Here is a 19,424-nt window from a genome sequence, read left to right on the forward strand (position 1 = left end):
GGAAGGGAAACCCGATGTCCGTCGACACGCAGCAGGCGCCCGCCGAGCTCACGGACGACGAGCTGAAAGCCCTGGACGCCCACTGGCGCGCCGCGAACTACCTGTCCGTCGGCCAGATCTACCTCATGGCGAACCCCCTGCTGGCGGAACCCCTGCGCCCGGAGCACGTCAAGCCGAGGCTGCTCGGGCACTGGGGCACCTCGCCGGGCCTGAACCTCGTGCACACCCACCTCAACCGCGTCATCAAGTCCCGTGGCCAGGACGCCCTGTGCATCTGGGGTCCCGGCCACGGTGGACCTGCCGTGCTCGCCAACTCCTGGCTGGAGGGCACCTACTCCGAGACGTATCCCGACATCAGCAGGGACGCGACCGGCATGGAGCGGCTGTTCCGGCAGTTCTCGTTCCCCGGCGGGGTGCCCAGCCATGTGGCACCGGAGACCCCGGGGTCGATCCACGAGGGCGGCGAGCTGGGCTACTCCCTGTCGCACGCCTACGGGGCCGCACTGGACAACCCGGACCTGCTGGTCGCCTGTGTCATCGGCGACGGCGAGGCCGAGACCGGGCCGCTGGCCGCCTCCTGGCACTCCAACAAGTTCCTCGACCCCGTCCACGACGGCGCGGTCCTGCCGATCCTGCACCTGAACGGCTACAAGATCGCCAACCCGACCGTGCTCGCCCGGCTCCCCGAGGCCGAACTCGACGAGCTGCTGCGCGGCTACGGCCACGCACCGATCCACGTCACCGGTGACGACCCCATGGCCGTGCACCGGGCCATGGCCGCGGCCATGGACCACGCCCTGGAGCGCATCGACGCGATCCAGCGCAGCGCCCGCGAGGACGGTGTCCCGGAACGGGCCCACTGGCCGGTGATCGTGCTGCGCACCCCGAAGGGCTGGACCGGCCCCGCCGAGGTCGACGGCCTCCCGGTCGAGGGCACCTGGCGCGCCCACCAGGTCCCGCTGTCCGCCGTGCGGGACAACCCCGAGCACCTGCGGCAGCTGGAGGCGTGGCTGCGCTCCTACCGCCCGCGGGAGCTGTTCGACGAGCAGGGGCGCCCGCGCGACCAGGTCCTCTCCTGCGTGCCCGGGGGCGAGCGCAGGCTCGGCGCCACCCCGCACGCCAACGGCGGGCTGCTGACGCGCGAACTGCCGCTGCCGGACCTGGAGTCGTACGCCGTCGAGGTCGACAAGCCGGGCGCGACGATGCACGAACCCACCCGGATTCTGGGTGACATGCTGGAGTACGTCATGCGCATGACGCGCGAGCGCCGCGACTTCAGGATCGTCGGCCCGGACGAGACCGCCTCCAACCGGCTCCAGGCGGTGTACGGGGCGAGCGGCAAGGCCTGGCAGGCGCAGACCCTGCCCGTCGACGAACATCTGGAACGGCACGGCCGGGTGATGGAGATCCTCTCCGAACACACCTGCCAGGGCTGGCTCGAGGGCTATCTGCTCACCGGCCGGCACGGCCTGTTCTCCTGCTACGAGGCCTTCGTGCACATCGTCGACTCGATGGTGAACCAGCACATCAAGTGGCTGCGCACCACTCGCAGGCTGTCCTGGCGCGCGCCCATCGCCTCCCTCAACTACCTGCTCACCTCGCACGTCTGGCGCCAGGACCACAACGGCTTCTCCCACCAGGATCCCGGCTTCGTCGACCACATCCTCAACAAGAGCCCCGAAGCCGTACGGGTCTACCTGCCGCCGGACACCAACACCCTGCTGTCCGTCGCCGACCACGTGCTGCGCAGCCGGGACTACGTCAACGTCGTGGTCGCCGGCAAACAGCCCTGCTTCGACTGGCTGTCCATGGACCAGGCCCGGGTGCACTGCGCGCGAGGGGCCGGCATCTGGGACTGGGCCGGGACCGAGGACGGCGGTCGGGAACCCGACGTGGTCCTCGGCTGCGCGGGCGACGTGCCCACCCAGGAAATCCTGGCCGCCGCCCAGCTGCTGCGCAGGCATCTGCCCGACCTGACCGTCCGGGTGGTGAACGTCGTCGACCTGGCCCGGCTGCTGCCGCAGGAGGAGCACCCGCACGGTATGCCGGACGCGGAGTACGACGCGCTGTTCACCCGCGACAAGCCGGTGATCTTCGCCTACCACGGCTACCCCTGGCTGATCCACCGCCTGGCCTACCGGCGGGCGGGCCACCCTCACCTGCACGTACGCGGCTACAAGGAGATCGGTACGACGACCACACCGTTCGACATGGTCGTCAGCAACGACCTCGACCGGTACCGGCTGGTCATGGACGTCATCGACCGCGTCCCGGGGCTCGCGGTGCGCGCCGCCGCCGTACGGCAGCGGATGGAGGACGCCCGCCTGCGGCACCACGACTGGATCCGCGCCCACGGCACCGACCTGCCGGAGGTCGCGGACTGGACCTGGGACGGCTGAGCGGCACCGATGACCAGCGGGGCCGTGCTGCGGCCCCGCTGGGGACCTGTGGCCCCTTCTGCAACCGCCGTACCGCCGAGGAGAGTGAAGGCACGATCCCGAGGAGGCCCCTATGTGCCGCACCGTCACCGTCGGTCTGGACGGTTCACCCGAGAGCCTCGCTGCCGCGGAGTGGGCCGCCGACGAGGCCTGGTCGCGCGCGATCCCCCTACGTCTCGTGCACGCCGGAGACCAGCCGCTCCACGACTACGCACCGTTCGCGGGCGACCCCGTGACGACCGCCGGCATGGACCGTGCCGACCAGATGTTGCGCGAGGTCGCGGCGGTCCTCGCGCATCGCCGGCCCGGGCTGCGTCTGAGGTGGGCCCGGCTCGACGGGAGCCCGGTGGCCGCGTTGACCGACGCGGCCCGCGAGGCGGACCCTCTGGTCCTCGGATCGAGGGGGCTCGGCCGTACCACCGGCTACCTGCTCGGTTCCGTGGCCTCGGCCGTTCTGGCACGGGCCGAGCGGCCGGTCGTCCTCGTCCGGGAAGCGACCGGGCCACGGCCGGGCAAGGCGGAATCCCCACTGCCGTCCGGCTCGCACCCTTGCGTGGTCCTCGGCCTCGACCTGTGCGACAGCCAGACCGAAACCGTTCTGGACTTCGCCTTTGACGTCGCCGCACGTCATCGGGCGGTTCTGAGAGTCGTCCACGGCTGGGACCCGTCCACCGCTCAGGACCGAGGGCCCGACGAGGAGTCGCAGGCCGGCCGGGCTGAGACGCTCGCCGAGGCGCTACGGCCCTGGTGGGACAAGTACCCCCAGGTCGAGGTGGCCGAGGAAGCCGTGGTCGGCACCGCCGGATCGCATCTGGTGGACGCCTCGCGCGACGCCGGGCTCGTCGTCGTGGGCCGCAGGCGCCGCTCCGCGCAGCTGGGCCCGCACATCGGTCCGGTGACACACCACGTCCTGCGGGAGGCGGTCCCACCGGTGGCGGTCGTGCCACACGACTGAGCCGCTCCTCGCGCCCGTCCGTCCGGCGACGTATCAGACGCCGGGCGCGGTGAGGCGGATCCCCGTGACCAGATCCGGCCGGATGCGGACCGCGTAGTCCATGGTCTGCTCCGCCCACGGTCGCAACAGCGCCTGGTACCGGGCCAGTTCCTCCGGATCGGTGATCAGGCGGGCATAGCCCGTGACCACCACGCTCCAGCCGAGATGGGTGTCCGGGTCGATGTCGTCGGCCTCGTACGCCACGACGACTCCGAGATCCCGAGCCTGCCGGGTTCGTGACGTCAGAGCCGCGCCCGCATGGGTGCGGATGACGATGTCGCCGTCGGCGAGGACATGGTTGACCGGGCGGATCGTCGGCAGTGCCTGCTGGGTGAAGACGATTCGCCCGAAGGAGACACTGCCCAGGAGCCGCAGTGCCTCGACGCTGTCGATGCCCAGGCTGCGGCGGGGCTCGAAAGGGGCGGGCTGGGCGTTGCCGAGGATCATGGCGGATTCCCTGGGAACGTGGGGATCGTTTGGTCGTGGTTGAAACATCTGAGCCGGTCGACGGCGACGCCGACAGGGCCGATCGGGCCCGATGTAGTACCCACCCGGACCCTCCAGGTGCCGAGACGCGACACGTGCGGTGCTGGTGGCCGCGACGACGAGGGGGCTCCCCGGACTTCGTCCCGGGGAGCCCCCTCGCTCCTGCTAACCCTGCTCCCCGCCTGCCCCGCCGCCCCGCCACGGGGGCGGCTCGGCGGCTCTGCGAGCGGCATCCGCGCGGTGCGTCAGACGCTCCACCACGCCGCGCAGCCGGTCCTGCAGCCGGTCGGCGAGCTCGTGCGCGCTCGCCTCCCGGGCGTGCACGACCACCACCTCGCGTCCCACCCGTATCTCACCGCCCGCCGTCCAGGGCTGCCCGGCGTGATGCGCGGTCGCACGGGAGATGCGCACCTCACCGATGGCGGGCGGGATACCCGGGCGGTCGAGGGCCGCCCGCACCTTGGCCCGGATGTAGGCGAGCTCCTGCTCGTCCACGTCGCCCTCGGCCCGAATCCCGACGGGCCCCGCGACGGGGTCGTCGGCCCCGGTCTTCCTGGGAGTCATGCGTGCCACCCCTTCGATCTCGTACCGGCGATTCCAGAGTGGCCGGTGTGCCACGCCGCTCCCAGAGGCCACTCGGCCCTCCGGCGGGGCCGTCGGGTCCCGCCGGAGGCCGTTGGGCCGGACGTCCCGCGGTTGCCCCGTACGGCCCAAGCCCCGCTGCCGGCCCTGGCAGCAGACTGGCAGCAAACGGACACCGACCGGGGAGGACGACGGACATGAACGTGCGCGTGGGCATCAACGGCTTCGGCCGTATCGGACGCAACTACCTGCGCTGTGTGCTGGAGCGCGCCGGGAACGGCACCGGCACGCCGGTGGAGGTCGTCGCGGTCAACGACATCACCTCGCCGGCGGCACTGGCCCATCTGCTGGCCTACGACTCGACGTACGGTCGCATAGGCCGTCCCGTCGAGCACGACGAGGGCTCCCTGACCGTGGACGGGCACCGCATCATGGTCACTGCCGAACGCGACCCGGCCGCGCTGGCCTGGAGCGAGCTGGGTGTCGACATCGTCATCGAGTCCACGGGGCGGTTCCGCACCCGCGAGCAGGCCGGAGCGCACCTGGCGGGCGGAGCGCGCAAGGTGCTGCTGTCCGTGCCGGGCAAGGACGTGGACGCCACGCTCGTCATGGGCGTCAACGAGGGCACGTACGACCCCGAGCGCGACCACGTCGTCTCCAACGCCTCCTGCACCACCAACTGCGTGGCCCCCATGGTGAAGGTGCTGGACGAGCACTTCGGCCTGGTCAAGGGGCTGATGACGACCATCCACGGCTACACCAACGACCAGGTCGTCCTGGACGGCCCGCACAAGGACCTGCGGCGTGGCCGCAGCGCCGCCGTCAACATCATCCCCACGTCCACCGGGGCCGCCCGCGCGGTCGGCCTGGTGCTTCCGGAGCTCGCGGGCACGCTGGACGGCATCGCCGTACGGGTGCCGGTCGAGGACGGTTCGCTGACCGACCTGAGCGTGGTGCTGGAACGGCCGGTGACGGCCGAGGAGGTCAACGCGGCCTTCCGGGAGGCCGCCGACGGGCCGCTCAAGGGCGTTCTGCGGGTGTCCGACGCTCCGATCGTCTCCCGGGACATCGTGGGCGACCCCGCGTCCTGCGTCCTGGACGCGCCGCTGACCCAGGCGCACGGTGACCTGGTCAAGGTGTTCGGCTGGTACGACAACGAGTGGGGATACACCAACCGGCTCGTCGACCTGACCCGGTATGTCGCCGCCCGGCTGACCCCACGGCCGCTCGTGTGAGACCGACCGGCCGATTCTGTACCGTCCGGAGCCCCGGACCACTAGCGTGGTACCTGACGGCAATGATCCCGGCCGGGGGGTCTGGAGGATCAAGCGTGGGTGGCTCGGAGGGAACCGAAAAGGCCCGTATCAGGCTTCCACAGCTGAGGCTGGACGAACTCCTGGAGGAGCTTCAGGCCCGACTCGACGCGGCCCGCGGGACCCGCGACCGGGTGCACAGTCTCCTGGAGGCGGTGCTCTCGGTCGGCCGTGAACTGAACCTGGAGCAGGCGCTGCACAGCATCGTCGAGGCGGCCGCCGCGTTGGTGGACGCCCAGTACGCGGCCCTCGGCGTGATCGGTCCCGACGGCAGGAGTCTGTCCGCCTTCCACACCGTCGGGGTCACCGACGAGCAGATCGCCAGGATCGGGCCCTATCCGGAGGGCCACGGCATCCTCGGGGAGCTGATCCGCCATCCCGAGCCGCTGCGGCTGACCAAGCTGTCCGCGCACTCCGCCTCGTACGGGTTCCCACCCCACCATCCGCCGATGAACACCTTCCTCGGCGTCCCGATCCGTGTCCGGGACCAGGTCTTCGGCAACCTGTACCTGACCGAGAAGCGAGGAGGTGTGCAGTTCGACGAGGAGGACGAGGCCGTGCTGTCCACGCTGGCGGTGGCCGCCGGTGTCGCCATCGACAACGCCCGCCTCTACGAGGACTCCCGCCTGCGCGAGCGCTGGCTTCAGGCCAACGCGGAGATCACCCACAACCTGATGTCGGGCGGCGTGCACACGGAGGTCCTGCGGTTGATCGCGGATCGTGCCCGGGAGAACACCAACGCCGCACTGGCCCTGGTCGCGACCCCCATGGGCGACACCGACTCGCTCACCGTGGAACTGGCCGTGGGACAGGGAGCCGAGGCGCACCGGGGTCTCGTCGTGCCCGTGGAGGGCAGCCTCATCGGCCACGCCTTCGCCTCCGCGTCGCCGGTGACCAGCGCGGATGTCTCCACCGACGAGCGGATCTCGGCCGCTCCGGAGCGATTCGGCGGCCTGGGGCCGGCGGTCGGGGTGCCCATCGGGTCGGGTGCCGACGGGGTGCGCGGGGTCGTCCTGCTGGCCCGCGAGGCCGGCCGGACCCCGTTCACCGACAAGGAGATCGAGCCCCTGCGCGGTTTCGCCGCTCAGGCCGCGGTCGCGATGGAACTCGCGGAGCGCCGTCAGGACGCCGAGGAGGTCGCGGTGCTCAAGGACCGCGACCGCATCGCCCGTGACCTGCACGACCTGGCCATCCAGCGACTGTTCGCCACCGGTATGACCCTGCAGAGCGCCGGACGCCGCATCGAGAACGCAGAGGCCGCCGAGCGCGTGGTGCGCGCAGTGGACGACCTGGACGAGACCATCAAGATCATCAGGTCCACCATCTTCGGTCTGCGCTCGCGCGAGGACGGCGCCGGAACAGGGCTGCGGGCCCGGACGGTCCGGGTGGTGGGGGAAGCGGCAACGGTGCTGGGATTCGCCCCCAGCATCCGGATGGAGGGCCTGGTCGACACGGACGTGCCCCGGGAGATCGCCGACGACGTGGTCGCCGTCCTCTCCGAGGCGCTCACCAACGTCGCCCGGCACGCCCGCGCCGGACGCGCCGACGTGGTCCTGGAGACCGACGGGCGCGAGGTCCGGCTGACCGTGGCCGACGACGGAGTGGGGATTCCGGCCGAGGGCCGCCGCAGCGGGCTGCGCAACATGGCCGACCGCGCGGAGGGTCTCGGCGGAGACCTGACCATCGACTGTCCCGAGCCGGGCGGCACCACCCTGGTGTGGCGGGTCCCGGTGACCGACTGAGCCGACTCCCCAACAGGGGTCCTGTGGCCGGGTGTTACGGCCGGGCGGCCCATCGCTCTCTCTCGCACACCCTACGACCATGGAGGGTGAGGCCCGTGCGGCCCACCGGGCCCAGGAGGCCCTGGCGCGGGGGCCGTTCGGCCTCTGGGGGCCACAACTGCCGCGGGTGAGCCTGGTCGTCGGAAGGTGCACGGGAGGTGCCATGAACGCTTTCCTTCCTGCCTCGGACGTGGACCCACGCACCGCGCACGAGCGGTCCGCGGCCTCACCGGGGGCGGCGACGGGAGTACGGAGCATCGTGGCCGACTCCTGGCGGCGCTGCGCGGCATCCGACATACGCCCCGACGGCAGCCGTCTGCCTCCGCTCCGCTCGGACCTGGACGAGCTCGACGCCCGCCGGTGCGCCCATCCGCTCCACGGTGTGCTGCCGCTGTTCCGTGAGCTGCTGGGCGCCGGCGCGGCGGACGACGGTCATGTCTTCGCCGTGGCCGACACCGACGGCACCCTCCTGTGGGTCGAGGGGGACGCCCCCGCCCTCGGCCGGGCCGAGCGCATGCGCTTCGCCGTCGGTGCCGTGTGGTCCGAGCGGCAGGCCGGAACCAACGCCCCCGGCACCGCACTGGAGTTGGGCCGCCCCGTCCAGATCGTGACGGGCGAGCACTACAGCGCCGCCGCGCACGCCTGGTCATGTGCGGCCGCCCCGGTCCACGATCCCGGCACCGGGCGGCTGCTCGGTGTGATCGACCTGTCCGGCGGCGCCGACATCGCCACGCCGCCGGCCCTGGCGGCCGTACGCGGGGCCGCGCTGGCGGCTGAGGCCGAGCTGGCCCGGATGCCACGGCCACACACCGGGAACGTGGTGCGACTGCGGGCCCTCGGCCGCGACCGTGCGCTCATGGAGCACGCCGGGCAGGTGCACCGGCTCAGTCCGCGGCACAGCGAGATCGTTCTGGCACTCGCGCTGTCCGGCCAGGGCGTGAGCGGAGACCGGCTCGCCGTGGACCTGTCGGAGCGGGAGGTCCCCGCCTCGACGCTGCGCGCCGAGCTCACCCGGTTGCGTGCCCTCCTCGGCCCCGGACTGCTCGGCTCGCGGCCGTACGCCCTGCTGCGTCCTGTGCGCAGCGACTACGCGGAGGTGTGCGAGCTGCTCGCCGAGGGCCGCGTCGGCGAGGCGCTCACCCGATATCCGGGACCGTTGCTGCCGTGCTCCGAGGCGCCGGTCGTCGTGGAACACCGGCGGTGCCTGGAACAGCAGGTGCGCGGTGCCGTCCTCGGCAGCGGCGACACCGGGCTGCTGCGCCGCTGGGTTGACGCCTCCTGGGGCGCCGACGACCTCGCTGCGTGGGCCGCGCTCGCCCGGGTCCTGCCGGGCGGCTCCCCGCAGCGCGCCGCCGCGGCGGCCAGGGCTGCCGCCCTGGACCTCCGAACCGGTGTCCCGTCGCAGGTCCGACGGCATGCAGCGTGGTTGCAGCGTTCCCGCTCCTAGCGTGCCGAGTGTCACCACGACCGTCGTGATGCACCCCCTCGGAAAGGGGACAGTCATGAAGTACGAGTCTCCGGGCAGGTCAGGAAGCCCCGTGCATGTCGCGCCCCGCTACGAGAACTTCATCGGCGGCAAGTGGGAGGCGCCCACCACCGGTGCGTACGCGCCCGACCTGTGCCCCGCCACCGCCAAGCCGATCTGTGAGATCCCGAAGTCCGGTCCCGAGGACATCGAACTCGCCCTGGACGCCGCCCACGCCGCCAAGGACGCGTGGGGCGAGGCGACCACGGCCCAGCGGGCCGCGGTCCTCAACAAGGTCGCCGACGCGATCGACGCCCACCGCGAGGAACTCGCCGTCGCCGAGAGCTGGGAGAACGGCAAGCCGGTCCGCGAGACCCTCGCCGCCGACGTGCCGCTCGCCGCCGACCACTTCCGCTACTTCGCGAGCGCCATCCGCGCCGAGGAGAGCTCGATCACCGAGATCGACAAGGACACCATCGCCTACCACTTCCACGAGCCGCTGGGTGTGGTCGGGCAGATCATCCCGTTCAACTTCCCGCTGCTGATGGCCGCGTGGAAGCTGGCCCCGGCGCTCGCCGCCGGCAACTGCAGTGTCATCAAGCCCGCCTCGCCCACCCCGTGGTCGATCCTGAAGCTGATGGAGGTCGTGGGCGACATCCTGCCTCCGGGCGTCCTCAACGTCGTCAACGGCCCCGGCGCCGAGATCGGCAAGGCGCTCGCCACCAACAAGCGCATCGCCAAGGTCGCCTTCACCGGGGAGACCACCACCGGCCGGCTGATCATGCAGTACGCGTCGCAGAACATCATCCCGGTCACGCTGGAGCTGGGCGGCAAGTCGCCGAACATCTTCTTCAACGACGTGGCCGCCAAGGACGACGACTTCCTGAACAAGGCCGTCGAGGGGCTGGTGCTCTACGCGTTCAACAAGGGGGAGGTCTGCACCTGCCCCTCCCGCGCACTGATCCAGGAGGACATCTACGAGGAGTTCATGGGGCGCTGCGTGGAGCGGATCCGCGCCATCAAGCAGGGTGACCCGCTCGATACCGCCACCATGATGGGACCCCAGGTCTCCCGGCAGCAGATCGACAAGATCGCCTCCTACGTCGAGATCGGCCTCAAGGAGGGCGCCGAACTGCTCACCGGCGGCCACCGGGCCGACATCGGCGGCGAGTTCAAGGACGGCTACTTCTACGAGCCGACCGTCCTCAAGGGCCACAACAGGATGCGGGTCTTCCAGGAGGAGATCTTCGGACCCGTCCTCGCCGTCACCACCTTCAAGGACGAGGCCGAGGCACTCGCCCTCGCCAACGACACGCTCTACGGCCTCGGCGCCGGCGTGTGGAGCCGCGACGGCGCCCTCGCCTACCGCATGGGCCGCGCCATCAAGGCCGGACGGGTCTGGACGAACTGCTACCACCAGTACCCGGCCGGCGCCGCCTTCGGCGGTTACAAGGTCTCCGGGATCGGCCGCGAGACCCACAAGATGATGCTCGACCACTACAGCCAGACCAAGAACCTCCTGGTCAGCTACGGCAGCAAGCCGCTCGGGCTGTTCTAGTCCCACCCTCTCGCAAGGAGTGCACCGACATGCCCGAGAAGCTGCACAACGGCACCGTCGGGCGCGTCACCGCCACCCGGGCGGCGCGCAGGGCGATCACGGCCCTGCACGCCGTCCACGGCGGACCGGTGATGTTCGTCCAGTCCGCCGGCTGCTGCGACGGGAGCGACCCGATGTGTTTCCCGCACGGTGAATTCACCCTGGGCGACGGCGACATGCTCGTCGGCGTGGTGTGCGGATGCACCTTCCACATGAACGCCGACCAGTACGAGGCCCTCGGCCGTCCCTTCTTCGTCCTCGACGTGGAACCGGGCATGCCGGGCGGCTTCTCCCTCGCGGCCGGAACCGGTCTGCGATTCGTGACCCGCATCAAGGCGCCCCGGCGCCAGGCCAGTTGAGGAGCGCACCATGAAGGCAGCAGTAGTCACCGACTTCGGCAAGCCCCTGGAGATCCAGGACCTGCCGGTCCCCGAGCCCGGCCCCGGCCAGCTGCTCGTCAGGATCGCGGCCTCAGGGCTCTGCCACACCGACATCCACGCCGCCCACGGGGACTGGCCCGTCAAGCCGCGGCCCCCGTTCATCCCCGGCCACGAAGGCATCGGTGCCGTAGAGGCCGTCGGCGCCGGGGTCCCCCAGGATCTCGTCGGCGAGCGGGTCGCGGTTCCGTGGCTCGGTTCCTCCTGCGGCACCTGCCGCTACTGCGTCTCCGGCTGGGAGACCCTGTGCGAGACACAGGTCAACTCCGGCTACTCCGTCGACGGTTGCTACGCCGAGTACACCGTCGCGAACGCGGGCGCGGTGGTCAAGGTGCCCGAGGGCGTCTCCTCCTTCGACGCGGCTCCGCTGACCTGCGCGGGCGTCACCACCTACAAGGCCGTCAAAGTCGCGCGCGTGACCCCTGCCGAACGCGTCGCCGTCTTCGGTGTCGGCGGCCTCGGCCACCTCGCCCTCCAGTACGCCCGCCTGGTCGGGGGCTTCGTCACCGCCGTAGACCTCGAACCCGACAAGCTGGGCCTCGCCCACCGTCTCGGCGCCGACCAGACCGTCAACGCCCGCACCCACGACCCGGTCGAGGAGATCAGGAAGGCCGGCGGCGCGGACGTGGCCGTCGTGCTCGCCGCCGCACCCCAGGCCTTCGAGCAGGCCTACCGGTCGCTCAACCGCGGTGGACGCCTCGTCATGGTCGCGCTGCCCGCGGACGACGCGGCGATCAAGGTGCCGATCTTCGAGACCGTGCTCGGCGGCATCTCCGTCATCGGCTCCATCGTCGGCACCCGCCAGGACCTGACCGAGGTGTTCGCGCTGCACGCGGCCGGACGCACCCAGGTCATCGCCGAACCGCGGCGCCTGGACCAGGTCAACGAGTCCTTCGACGAAGTCCTCGGCGGACGGGCCGAGGCCCGGCTCGTCTTCGAGTTCTGAGACGTCCGGGACTCGGCATCCGGGTCCCGGAGAAAGGCAGCAGATCATGGCCACCGTCACCGTAGGAGCTGTACGGGAGCGGGCACCCGGCGAACGCCGTGTCGCCCTTGTCCCCGAGGCCGTCACCCTTCTGCGCCGCGCCGGGATCGACGTCCTGGTCGAGACCGGGGCCGGCTCCGGGGCCTGGTTCACCGACGCCGACTACACCGCCGCGGGCGCCACCGTCGTGGGGCCGGACGAACTGTTCGCGCGAGCCGACGCCGTGCTGTGCGTGGGACCGCCGACACCGGAGGCCGCCGAGGCGCTGCGCGCCGGGCAGACGCTGATCGGGCTGCTCGAACCGCTCCGGCAGCCCGCCCTGGCCCAGGACCTCTACCGGCGCGGGGTGCGCACAATCAGCCTGGACCTGCTGCCGCGCACCCTCAGCCGGGCCCAGTCCATGGACGCGCTGACCTCACAGGCGAACATCGCCGGCTACAAGGCGGCCCTGCTGGCCGCCGATTCCTACGACCGCTTCTTCCCGATGCTGACCACCGCGGCGGGCACCATGCGCCCGGCGCAGGTCCTCGTCCTCGGTGCCGGAGTGGCAGGTCTCCAGGCCATCGCCACGGCCCGCCGCCTCGGTGCCGTCGTCACGGCGTACGACGTGCGCCCAGAGTCCCGAGGGGAGGTGGAGTCACTCGGCGCCCGGTTCCTCGACGTCCAGAGCCCTCAACACGAGGAACCGGGCGCCGAACGGGACGGCTACGCACGAGAGCTCACGCCCGAGGAGCAGAAGACCCAGCGGGCAGCTCTGGACGACCACATCGCCCGCTCCGACATCGTCCTCACCACCGCGCAGGTGCCAGGGCGCCGACCGCCCCTGCTGGTCACCGCGGCCGTGCTGGCACGCATGCGGTCCGGCTCGGTCGTCGTCGACCTGGCCGCCGGTGAAGACGGTGGGAACATCGAGGGCTCCGAGCCCGACAAGACCGAGGTACTGGACAACGGCGTCACCCTCGTCGGCGCCGGACACCTGCCGTCCGCGATGGCCACCGCCGCGTCCACGGCGTACGCCCGCAACCTCGTCGCCCTGCTGCGCCACCTGGTGCACGAGGGCGAACTGGTCCTCGACCCGGCCGACGAGATCACCGGGGCCCTGATGGGAGGAACGTCGTCATGAACGAACTCGATCTCCTCACCGCGATCACCGTGTTCGTGCTGAGCGTCCTCGTCGGCGTCGAGGTCATCAGCAAGGTCCCGGCGACCCTGCACACCCCGCTGATGTCCGGCTCCAATGCCGTGCACGGCATCGTCGTGATCGGCGCCATGCTGATCACGGCCGAGGCGCACGACTGGCTCGGCTACGTCCTGGCCTTCGTGGCCATGGTGTTCGGCGCGATGAACGTCGTCGGCGGATACGTCGTCACGGACCGGATGCTGGAGATGTTCAAGGCCAAGCCGCCCACCGGAAAGGAGGTGTGACCGTCATGAACGTCTCCGACACCGTCCACTACGTCTTCCTCGCCGCGGCCGCCTGCTTCGTGCTCGGCCTGCACCTGATGAACCACCCGCGCACCGCCCGCCGCGGCAACACGTTGTCGGCCACGGCGATGGCCGTCGCGATCGCCGCCACGGTGTGGCTGGTCGCCGACGAGGGCACGATCAGTCGTACCGGCTGGCTCGTACTGGCCTCGGGCGGACTCGTCGGCGCGGCCCTCGGGCTCTACGCCGCCCGAGAGGTCAGGATGACCGCCATGCCCCAACTGGTCAGTGTCTTCAACGCCGTGGGGGGCGGGGCCGCAGCGCTGATCGCCGTGAACGACCTGCTGCGCATCGAGAACGCGGGTGCGCGCGTCTCGGTGCCGGGCGCACTCGACATCGTCATCGGCGCGGTGACCTTCTCGGGGTCCCTGGTCGCGGCCGGCAAGCTCCAGGGCCTGGTGTCCGGGGCGCCGGTCGTCTTCCCGGGGGCGCGGTTGCTGAACGTGCTGCTGCCCGTCTCCTTCGTCGCCGGTTCGGTCTGGCTGGTGCTGGACCCGGGCTCCCGTACGGCGCTGTACGGACTCGTTGTCGTGGCGCTCCTGTTCGGCGTGACCTTGGTGCTGCCCATCGGCGGCGCCGACATGCCGGTCGTCATCGCCCTGCTGAACGCCTTCACCGGGTCGGCGGTCGCGATGGCGGGCTTCGTCCTCGACGAGACCGCGTTGATCATCGCGGGCATGCTCGTCAGCTCCTCGGGCGGCATCCTCACCAAGCTGATGGCGGACGCCATGAACCGCTCGATCGCGGGGATCATGGTCGGCGGCTTCGGCACCGGCGACGGCGCACCGGCGGCGGGCGGCAGGGGCGGGGCGCCGGCCCAGGTGCGTTCGGTGTCCGCGGACGACGTGGCGGTCCAGCTGGCGTACGCGAGCAAGGTCGTCTTCGTCCCCGGGTACGGCCTTGCCGCCGCCCAGGCACAGCACGAACTCGGTGATCTGGCCAAGCTGCTGACCGGCCACGGCATCGACGTCAGCTACGCCGTGCACCCGGTCGCGGGGCGCATGCCCGGCCACATGAACGTGCTGCTGGCCGAGGCGAACGTTCCGTACACACAGCTGAAGGAGATGGACGAGATCAACCCCGAGTTCCCGCAGGCCGACGTCGCCCTGGTGATCGGCGCCAACGATGTCACCAACCCGATCGCCCGCAAGCCCGGCAACGCCATCTCCGGGATGCCGATCCTGGACGTCGACAAGGCCAGGAGCGTCGTCGTCATCAAGCGGTCGATGGGCCACGGTTACGCGGGCGTCGACAACGAGCTCTACAGCGACCCGAAGACCGGCATGTTCTTCACCGACGCGAAGAAGGGACTGAGCGAGCTGAAGGCGGCCGTGGGCGAGTTCGTGGGCTGACAGTCGCGTGGGTGAGCCCCCGGGGAACACCCGGGGGCTCACCCACGCGGCGTGCCCGTCACTCCTCGGGCACCATGTCGATCGCCCCGCTCGGGCACTCGGCCGCGCACAGCCCGCAGCCCTTGCAGTAGTCGAGGTCGATCGCGAAGCCCTTGCCGGGCCCCAGCTTGGTGATGGCGTTGTCGGGGCAGACGCCGTAGCAGTTGTCGCACTCGAAGCAGTTCCCGCACGACATGCAGCGCCGGGCCTCGAAGAGGGCGGTGGACCGGTCGAGCCCCTGGACCACCTCGTCGAACGTCGAGACCCGGCGGGCCAGCGCGAGGGTGGGCCGTACCGCCGCCGGGGCGTCGGAGTAGTACCAGGTGTTCAGCCGCTCGAAGCCGGCCGGCGCGGGCTTGGGAGCGGGCTCGTGGGCCGTGCCCCGAAGATACGCGTCGATGTGCCGCGCCGCCCTCTTGCCGTGCCCCACGGCCACCGTGACGGTCCGTTCGGCGGGCACCATGTCGCCACCGGCGAAGATGCCCTCATGGCCCGTCATCAGCCCGTCGGCCACCCGTACCGTCCCGTGCTCGACGGCGAGACCGGGCACCTCCTTGAGGAGCGACAGGTCGGAGTCCTGGCCGAGTGCCAGGACCACCGAGTCGGCGGCCAGCTCCTCCAACTCGCCCGTCGACTGCGGGAACCCGGCCTCGTCCAGCTCCATGCGCTCGATGGTGATGCGTCCGCCGTCGGCATGCTTGATCGTGGACAGCCACTTCATCCGCACACCCTCCTGCAGGGCCTCCTCGACCTCCAGATCGTGCGCGGGCATCCGGTCCCTGGTGCGCCGGTAGACCACCACGGCGTCGGTGGCACCGAGCCTGCGGGCGGTGCGGGCCGCGTCCATGGCCGTGTTGCCGCCGCCGTAGACGGCGACCCGCCGCCCCAGCAGGGGCCGCTCCTCGCCCTCCACGCCGGCCAGCAGCGCCACCGCGTCGAGGATGCGCGCGCTGTCGCCCGCCGGGATGTACGCGCGGCGGCCGATACCGGCTCCCACCGCCAGGAACACCGCGTCGAAACCGCCCTCCCGCTGCGCGGCGAGCACGTCGTCGACCCGCCGCCCGAGCTCCAGGGTGATCCCGAGTGCCAGGATGCGGTCGGTCTCGGCGTCCAGCACCTCGCGCGGCAGACGGTAGCGCGGGATGCCGTAGCGCATCATGCCGCCGGGCCTGTCCTGCGCCTCACGGATCGTCACCTCATGGCCGAGCAGCCGCAGATGGTAGGCGGCCGACAGTCCGGCCGGCCCGGAACCGACGACCAGGACCCGTTTGCCGGAGGTCTCCTTCGGCGCCTCCACGGTCCAGCCGCGCCGGATCGCCTCGTCGCCGAGGAAACGCTCGACCGCGTTGATGCCGACCGCGTTGTCGACCTGGACCCGGTTGCAGGCCGTCTCGCAGGGGTGATAGCAGACCCGGCCCATCACGGCGGGCAGCGGGTTGTCGCGCATCAGCTGCCGCCACGCGGAGTCGTAGTCGCCGCTCTCCGCGTGGAACAGCCACTGCTGGATGTTCTCCCCGGCCGGGCACGCCTGGTTGCACGGCGGCATCCGGTCGACGTAGACCGGGCGCTCGGTCCGCCAGGCCCCGGTCCGGTTGGCCAGACTCGAGCCCACCTCCAGGGTGATGGCGAACGGCTTCTCCTTCATGACGGCACCTCCTCGTGGGCCTGCTCCTGTGCCAGCAGCCCGAAGCGGGCGATGTTGCGGTCGGCGGCCCGCTGGAGGCGGGCGATGACGTCCGTGCGCGGCTCGGGCTCGAAGAGGTGCGCGTACCGCTTCTGCGGGCGCAGATAGTCCTCGACCAGGACCCGCCGCCGGATGGGCGTCACGTCGGTGACCTCACCGTCGCGCGCCTCGAACACCGGGAACAGACCGCTCTGTTCGGCGAGCCGGGCGATGCGCACGGTGTCGCAGGACGCGGTGCCCCAGCCCAGCGGACAGGGCACCAGCACATGCAGATACCGGGCACCGCGCAGCTCCATCGCCCGGTGCACCTTGGCCTCCAGATCGCGCAGTCCCGCGACGGTCGCCGTGGCGACGTAGGGGATCTCGTGGGCCATCGCGATCAGCGGCAGGTTCTTGCCCTGCCCGAACGGGGCGCCGGGGTCCGCGCCCACCGCCTGCGTGGTCGCCGTGCGCGCGGTGGGGGGAGTGGCACCGGAGCGCTGCACGCCGGTGTTCATGTACGCCTCGTTGTCGTAACAGACGTACAGGACGTCGTCGTTGCGCTCGAACATGCCGGACAGACAGCCCAGTCCGATGTCGACGGTGCCGCCGTCCCCGCCCTGGCCGACCACCCGGACGTCGCCACGGCCCTTGGCGCGCAGCGCGGCGGCGACACCCGCGGCCACGGCCGGCGCGTTGCCGAACAGCGAGTGCAGCCAGGGCAGTTGCCAGGAGGTCTCCGGGTACGGCGTGGAGAACACTTCCAGGCAGCCGGTCGCGTTGACCGCAATCACCTTGCCGCCGGCCGCCCGCTGCGCCGCGTCCAGGACGTATCGCGCGCCGAGCGCCTCGCCGCAGCCCTGGCAGGCGCGGTGGCCCGAGGTGAGCGCGTTGCAACGGCCCGGGTCGGCCTGGTCGGCGCGCAACTCCGGTGCCAGCAGCCGGTTTCCGGCCGCGTGACTGCCGACCTGGTAGAACTTCACCTGCGGCGTCGCACTCATCGGTTGCTCCCCACATCACGCAGGATGTTCTCCGCGGACGGACCGGACCTCCGGGTCCGCGCCATCCGCGCCAACTCCCGCTCCACCAAAGGCTTGTCGAGATCCAGGAACGTCAGCGGCTCCAGCCGCCCGCCGAGCGCGTCGCCGAACAGCCGGTGCAGCGACGCCTTGGTGATCGGCCGTCCGCCGAGCCCGGCGACCACCGTGTGACCGTCCAGCTGGATGCCCGACAGGGCGGTGCGCACGTTCGCCGAGACGATGCCGCCGATGCCGACGGCGAAGGCCCGCTCGAGCACCACGACCCGGCGGGCCCCGCACAGGACGGCCCGGACCGCGTCCAGCGGGAACGGGCGGAAGGAGGTGATCCCCAGCGCCCCGATCCGCAGTCCGTCCGCGCGCATCTCGTCCACCACGTCGCAGACCGTGCCCAGCACGGACCCGAGGGCCACGACGATCGTGTCGGCGTCCTCGCAGGCGTACGGGCGGACCAGACCGCCGCTGTCGCGGCCGAACACCGCACGGAAGTCCGCGGCGACCTGTGGGATCAGCTCCAAAGCCTGCATCTGCTTGGCGTGGGCGAGGTAGCGCACCTCGGTGAAGGCCTCCGGACCGACCATCGCGCCGATCGAGACCGGCTCGTCGGGGTCCAGCACCTGCCGGGGCTCGTACGGCGGCAGAAAGGCGTCCACCTGCGCCTGTTCCGGGACCTCGATCCGCTCCCAGGCGTGGGTGAGCACGAAGCCGTCCATGCACACCATCACCGGCAGGGACAGCTCCTCGGCCAGCCGGAACGCCTGCGGGTGCAGGTCGGCGGCCTCCTGGTTGTCGCGTGCGTACAGCTGGATCCAGCCCGAGTCGCGCTGGGACATGGTGTCGCTGTGGTCGTTCCAGATGTTGATGGGGGCGCCGATGGCCCGGTTGGCGACCGTCATGACGATCGGCAGGCCCAGGCCGGAGGCGTTGTAGAGGGCCTCCACCATGTACAGCAGGCCCTGGCTCGCGGTCGCCGTGTAGGTACGGGCGCCGGCCGCCGAGGCGCCGATGCACATCGACATCGCGGCGAACTCGGACTCCACGTTGACGTACTCGCAAGGGTCGAGCGCACCGGACTTCACCAGCCGGCTGAGCTCCTCCACGATGTGGGTCTGCGGCGAGATCGGATACGCGGCGATCACTTCCGGTCGGCAGCACGCGACGGTCTCCGCGACCGCACGTGAACCCTCAGTCTGTTTCAGCATGGACGGGCTCCTCCCGCAGGTGCTTGACGTGCTCGTACGCCTCCCGGGCGGCGTCCGCGTTGGCGGTGCCGAGGCTGCCCGGGAAGCGTTCCCGTACGGCCGCGGTGAGCGAGTCGATCGCCACGCAGCCCGTCAGCGCGGCGAGGCCGCCCAGCAGGACGGCGTTCGGCACCGGACGCCCGAAGTGGCGCAGGGCCAGCGCAGTCGCCGGGACGGTCAGGACCCGGTCGGCCACGACGAGCTCCGCAAGTCCCAACTCTGCCGCCGTCAGGGGTGAGTTGACGAGGACCGCGCCGCCGGGGTGCAGTCCGTCGAAGACATCGACCTGGTGCAGCAGCGTCGGGTCCTGGACCACCAGGGCGTCCGGCCGCATCACCGGCTCCCGCACCCGGATCGGCCGGTCGTCGATGCGGCAGAACGCCATCACCGGGGCGCCGGTCCGCTCCGACCCGAAACTGGGGAAGGCCTGGGCGTACCTGCCCTCCACGAACGCCGCCACCGACAGAAGTTCCGCGGCCGTGACGGCACCCTGTCCGCCACGACCGTGGATGCGAACCTGGAACACGGC

At 71.4% G+C, this 19,424-nt stretch carries 17 protein-coding genes; 11 read left to right on the forward strand and 6 right to left on the reverse strand.

What is annotated here, in order from left to right:
* The first annotated feature begins 14 nt into the window (after positions 1 to 14).
* Positions 15 to 2,399, forward strand: coding sequence for a phosphoketolase (locus H295_RS0132390; protein ID WP_020139506.1), 2,385 nt, complete (start codon positions 15 to 17; stop codon positions 2,397 to 2,399).
* 112 nt (positions 2,400 to 2,511) lie between these two features.
* Positions 2,512 to 3,393 carry a universal stress protein gene (locus H295_RS0132395; RefSeq protein ID WP_020139507.1) on the forward strand — a complete coding sequence of 294 codons (882 nt, stop codon included), beginning with the start codon at positions 2,512 to 2,514 and terminating at the stop codon, positions 3,391 to 3,393.
* A gap of 33 nt (positions 3,394 to 3,426) precedes the next feature.
* Here H295_RS0132395 and H295_RS0132400 read toward each other — a convergent pair whose 3' ends face one another.
* The gene (locus H295_RS0132400) at positions 3,427 to 3,879 is read right to left on the reverse strand and encodes a pyridoxamine 5'-phosphate oxidase family protein (RefSeq protein ID WP_020139508.1); all 453 of its coding nucleotides are present in this window, start codon (positions 3,877 to 3,879) and stop codon (positions 3,427 to 3,429) included.
* Between the two features lie 204 nt (positions 3,880 to 4,083).
* A complete protein-coding gene (locus tag H295_RS0132405) occupies positions 4,084 to 4,482 on the reverse strand; it encodes a hypothetical protein (protein WP_020139509.1) in 399 nt (132 codons plus the stop codon).
* A gap of 215 nt (positions 4,483 to 4,697) precedes the next feature.
* Here H295_RS0132405 and gap point away from each other — a divergent pair, with 215 nt between their 5' ends.
* The 9 genes from gap to H295_RS0132450 all read left to right on the forward strand — a co-directional run bounded on the left by gap (position 4,698) and on the right by H295_RS0132450 (position 14,915).
* Positions 4,698 to 5,735, forward strand: coding sequence for a type I glyceraldehyde-3-phosphate dehydrogenase (gene gap, locus H295_RS0132410; RefSeq protein ID WP_020139510.1), 1,038 nt, complete (start codon positions 4,698 to 4,700; stop codon positions 5,733 to 5,735).
* 62 nt (positions 5,736 to 5,797) lie between these two features.
* Entirely contained in the window at positions 5,798 to 7,555 is a 1,758-nt protein-coding gene (locus H295_RS0132415) for a GAF domain-containing protein (protein WP_051135644.1), read from the forward strand.
* A gap of 202 nt (positions 7,556 to 7,757) precedes the next feature.
* Positions 7,758 to 9,041, forward strand: coding sequence for a GAF domain-containing protein (locus tag H295_RS0132420; RefSeq protein WP_020139512.1), 1,284 nt, complete (start codon positions 7,758 to 7,760; stop codon positions 9,039 to 9,041).
* 55 nt (positions 9,042 to 9,096) lie between these two features.
* A complete protein-coding gene (locus tag H295_RS0132425) occupies positions 9,097 to 10,617 on the forward strand; it encodes an aldehyde dehydrogenase family protein (RefSeq protein WP_028809952.1) in 1,521 nt (506 codons plus the stop codon).
* A gap of 29 nt (positions 10,618 to 10,646) precedes the next feature.
* Positions 10,647 to 11,015, forward strand: coding sequence for a DUF779 domain-containing protein (locus H295_RS0132430; protein WP_020139514.1), 369 nt, complete (start codon positions 10,647 to 10,649; stop codon positions 11,013 to 11,015).
* Between the two features lie 10 nt (positions 11,016 to 11,025).
* Positions 11,026 to 12,039: a zinc-dependent alcohol dehydrogenase gene (locus H295_RS0132435; protein ID WP_020139515.1), complete on the forward strand. Its 1,014-nt coding sequence runs from the start codon at positions 11,026 to 11,028 to the stop codon at positions 12,037 to 12,039.
* Positions 12,040 to 12,085: 46 nt separating this feature from the next.
* Complete coding sequence (locus H295_RS0132440; RefSeq protein WP_020139516.1) at positions 12,086 to 13,201, forward strand: NAD(P) transhydrogenase subunit alpha; 1,116 nt, start codon at positions 12,086 to 12,088, stop codon at positions 13,199 to 13,201.
* A complete protein-coding gene (locus H295_RS0132445) occupies positions 13,198 to 13,503 on the forward strand; it encodes an NAD(P) transhydrogenase subunit alpha (RefSeq protein ID WP_020139517.1) in 306 nt (101 codons plus the stop codon). Before H295_RS0132440 ends, H295_RS0132445 begins: the two co-directional genes overlap by 4 nt.
* Before the next feature lie 5 nt (positions 13,504 to 13,508).
* Positions 13,509 to 14,915 carry an NAD(P)(+) transhydrogenase (Re/Si-specific) subunit beta gene (locus H295_RS0132450; protein WP_028809953.1) on the forward strand — a complete coding sequence of 469 codons (1,407 nt, stop codon included), beginning with the start codon at positions 13,509 to 13,511 and terminating at the stop codon, positions 14,913 to 14,915.
* Positions 14,916 to 14,973: 58 nt separating this feature from the next.
* Here the strand turns inward: H295_RS0132450 and H295_RS0132455 are convergent, their stop codons facing one another.
* The 4 genes from H295_RS0132455 to H295_RS0132470 are packed head-to-tail and all read right to left on the reverse strand — an operon-like array spanning position 14,974 to position 19,421.
* Positions 14,974 to 16,599, reverse strand: coding sequence for an NAD(P)-binding protein (locus H295_RS0132455; protein WP_020139519.1), 1,626 nt, complete (start codon positions 16,597 to 16,599; stop codon positions 14,974 to 14,976).
* On the reverse strand, positions 16,596 to 17,618 hold the full coding sequence (locus H295_RS0132460) for a thiamine pyrophosphate-dependent enzyme (protein WP_020139520.1): 1,023 nt from the start codon (positions 17,616 to 17,618) through the stop codon (positions 16,596 to 16,598). Before H295_RS0132460 ends, H295_RS0132455 begins: the two co-directional genes overlap by 4 nt.
* Positions 17,615 to 18,856 (reverse strand): pyruvate ferredoxin oxidoreductase, encoded by a 1,242-nt coding sequence (gene porA, locus H295_RS0132465; RefSeq protein WP_028809954.1) that lies wholly within the window; start codon positions 18,854 to 18,856, stop codon positions 17,615 to 17,617. Before porA ends, H295_RS0132460 begins: the two co-directional genes overlap by 4 nt.
* The gene (locus H295_RS0132470) at positions 18,840 to 19,421 is read right to left on the reverse strand and encodes a 2-oxoacid:acceptor oxidoreductase family protein (protein ID WP_020139522.1); all 582 of its coding nucleotides are present in this window, start codon (positions 19,419 to 19,421) and stop codon (positions 18,840 to 18,842) included. The genes porA and H295_RS0132470 overlap by 17 nt, the downstream gene beginning before the upstream one ends.
* Positions 19,422 to 19,424 lie beyond the last annotated feature (3 nt).

It is taken from the genome of Streptomyces sp. 351MFTsu5.1 (assembly GCF_000383655.1).
Taxonomy (GTDB): Bacteria; Actinomycetota; Actinomycetes; order Streptomycetales; family Streptomycetaceae; genus Streptomyces; species Streptomyces griseorubiginosus.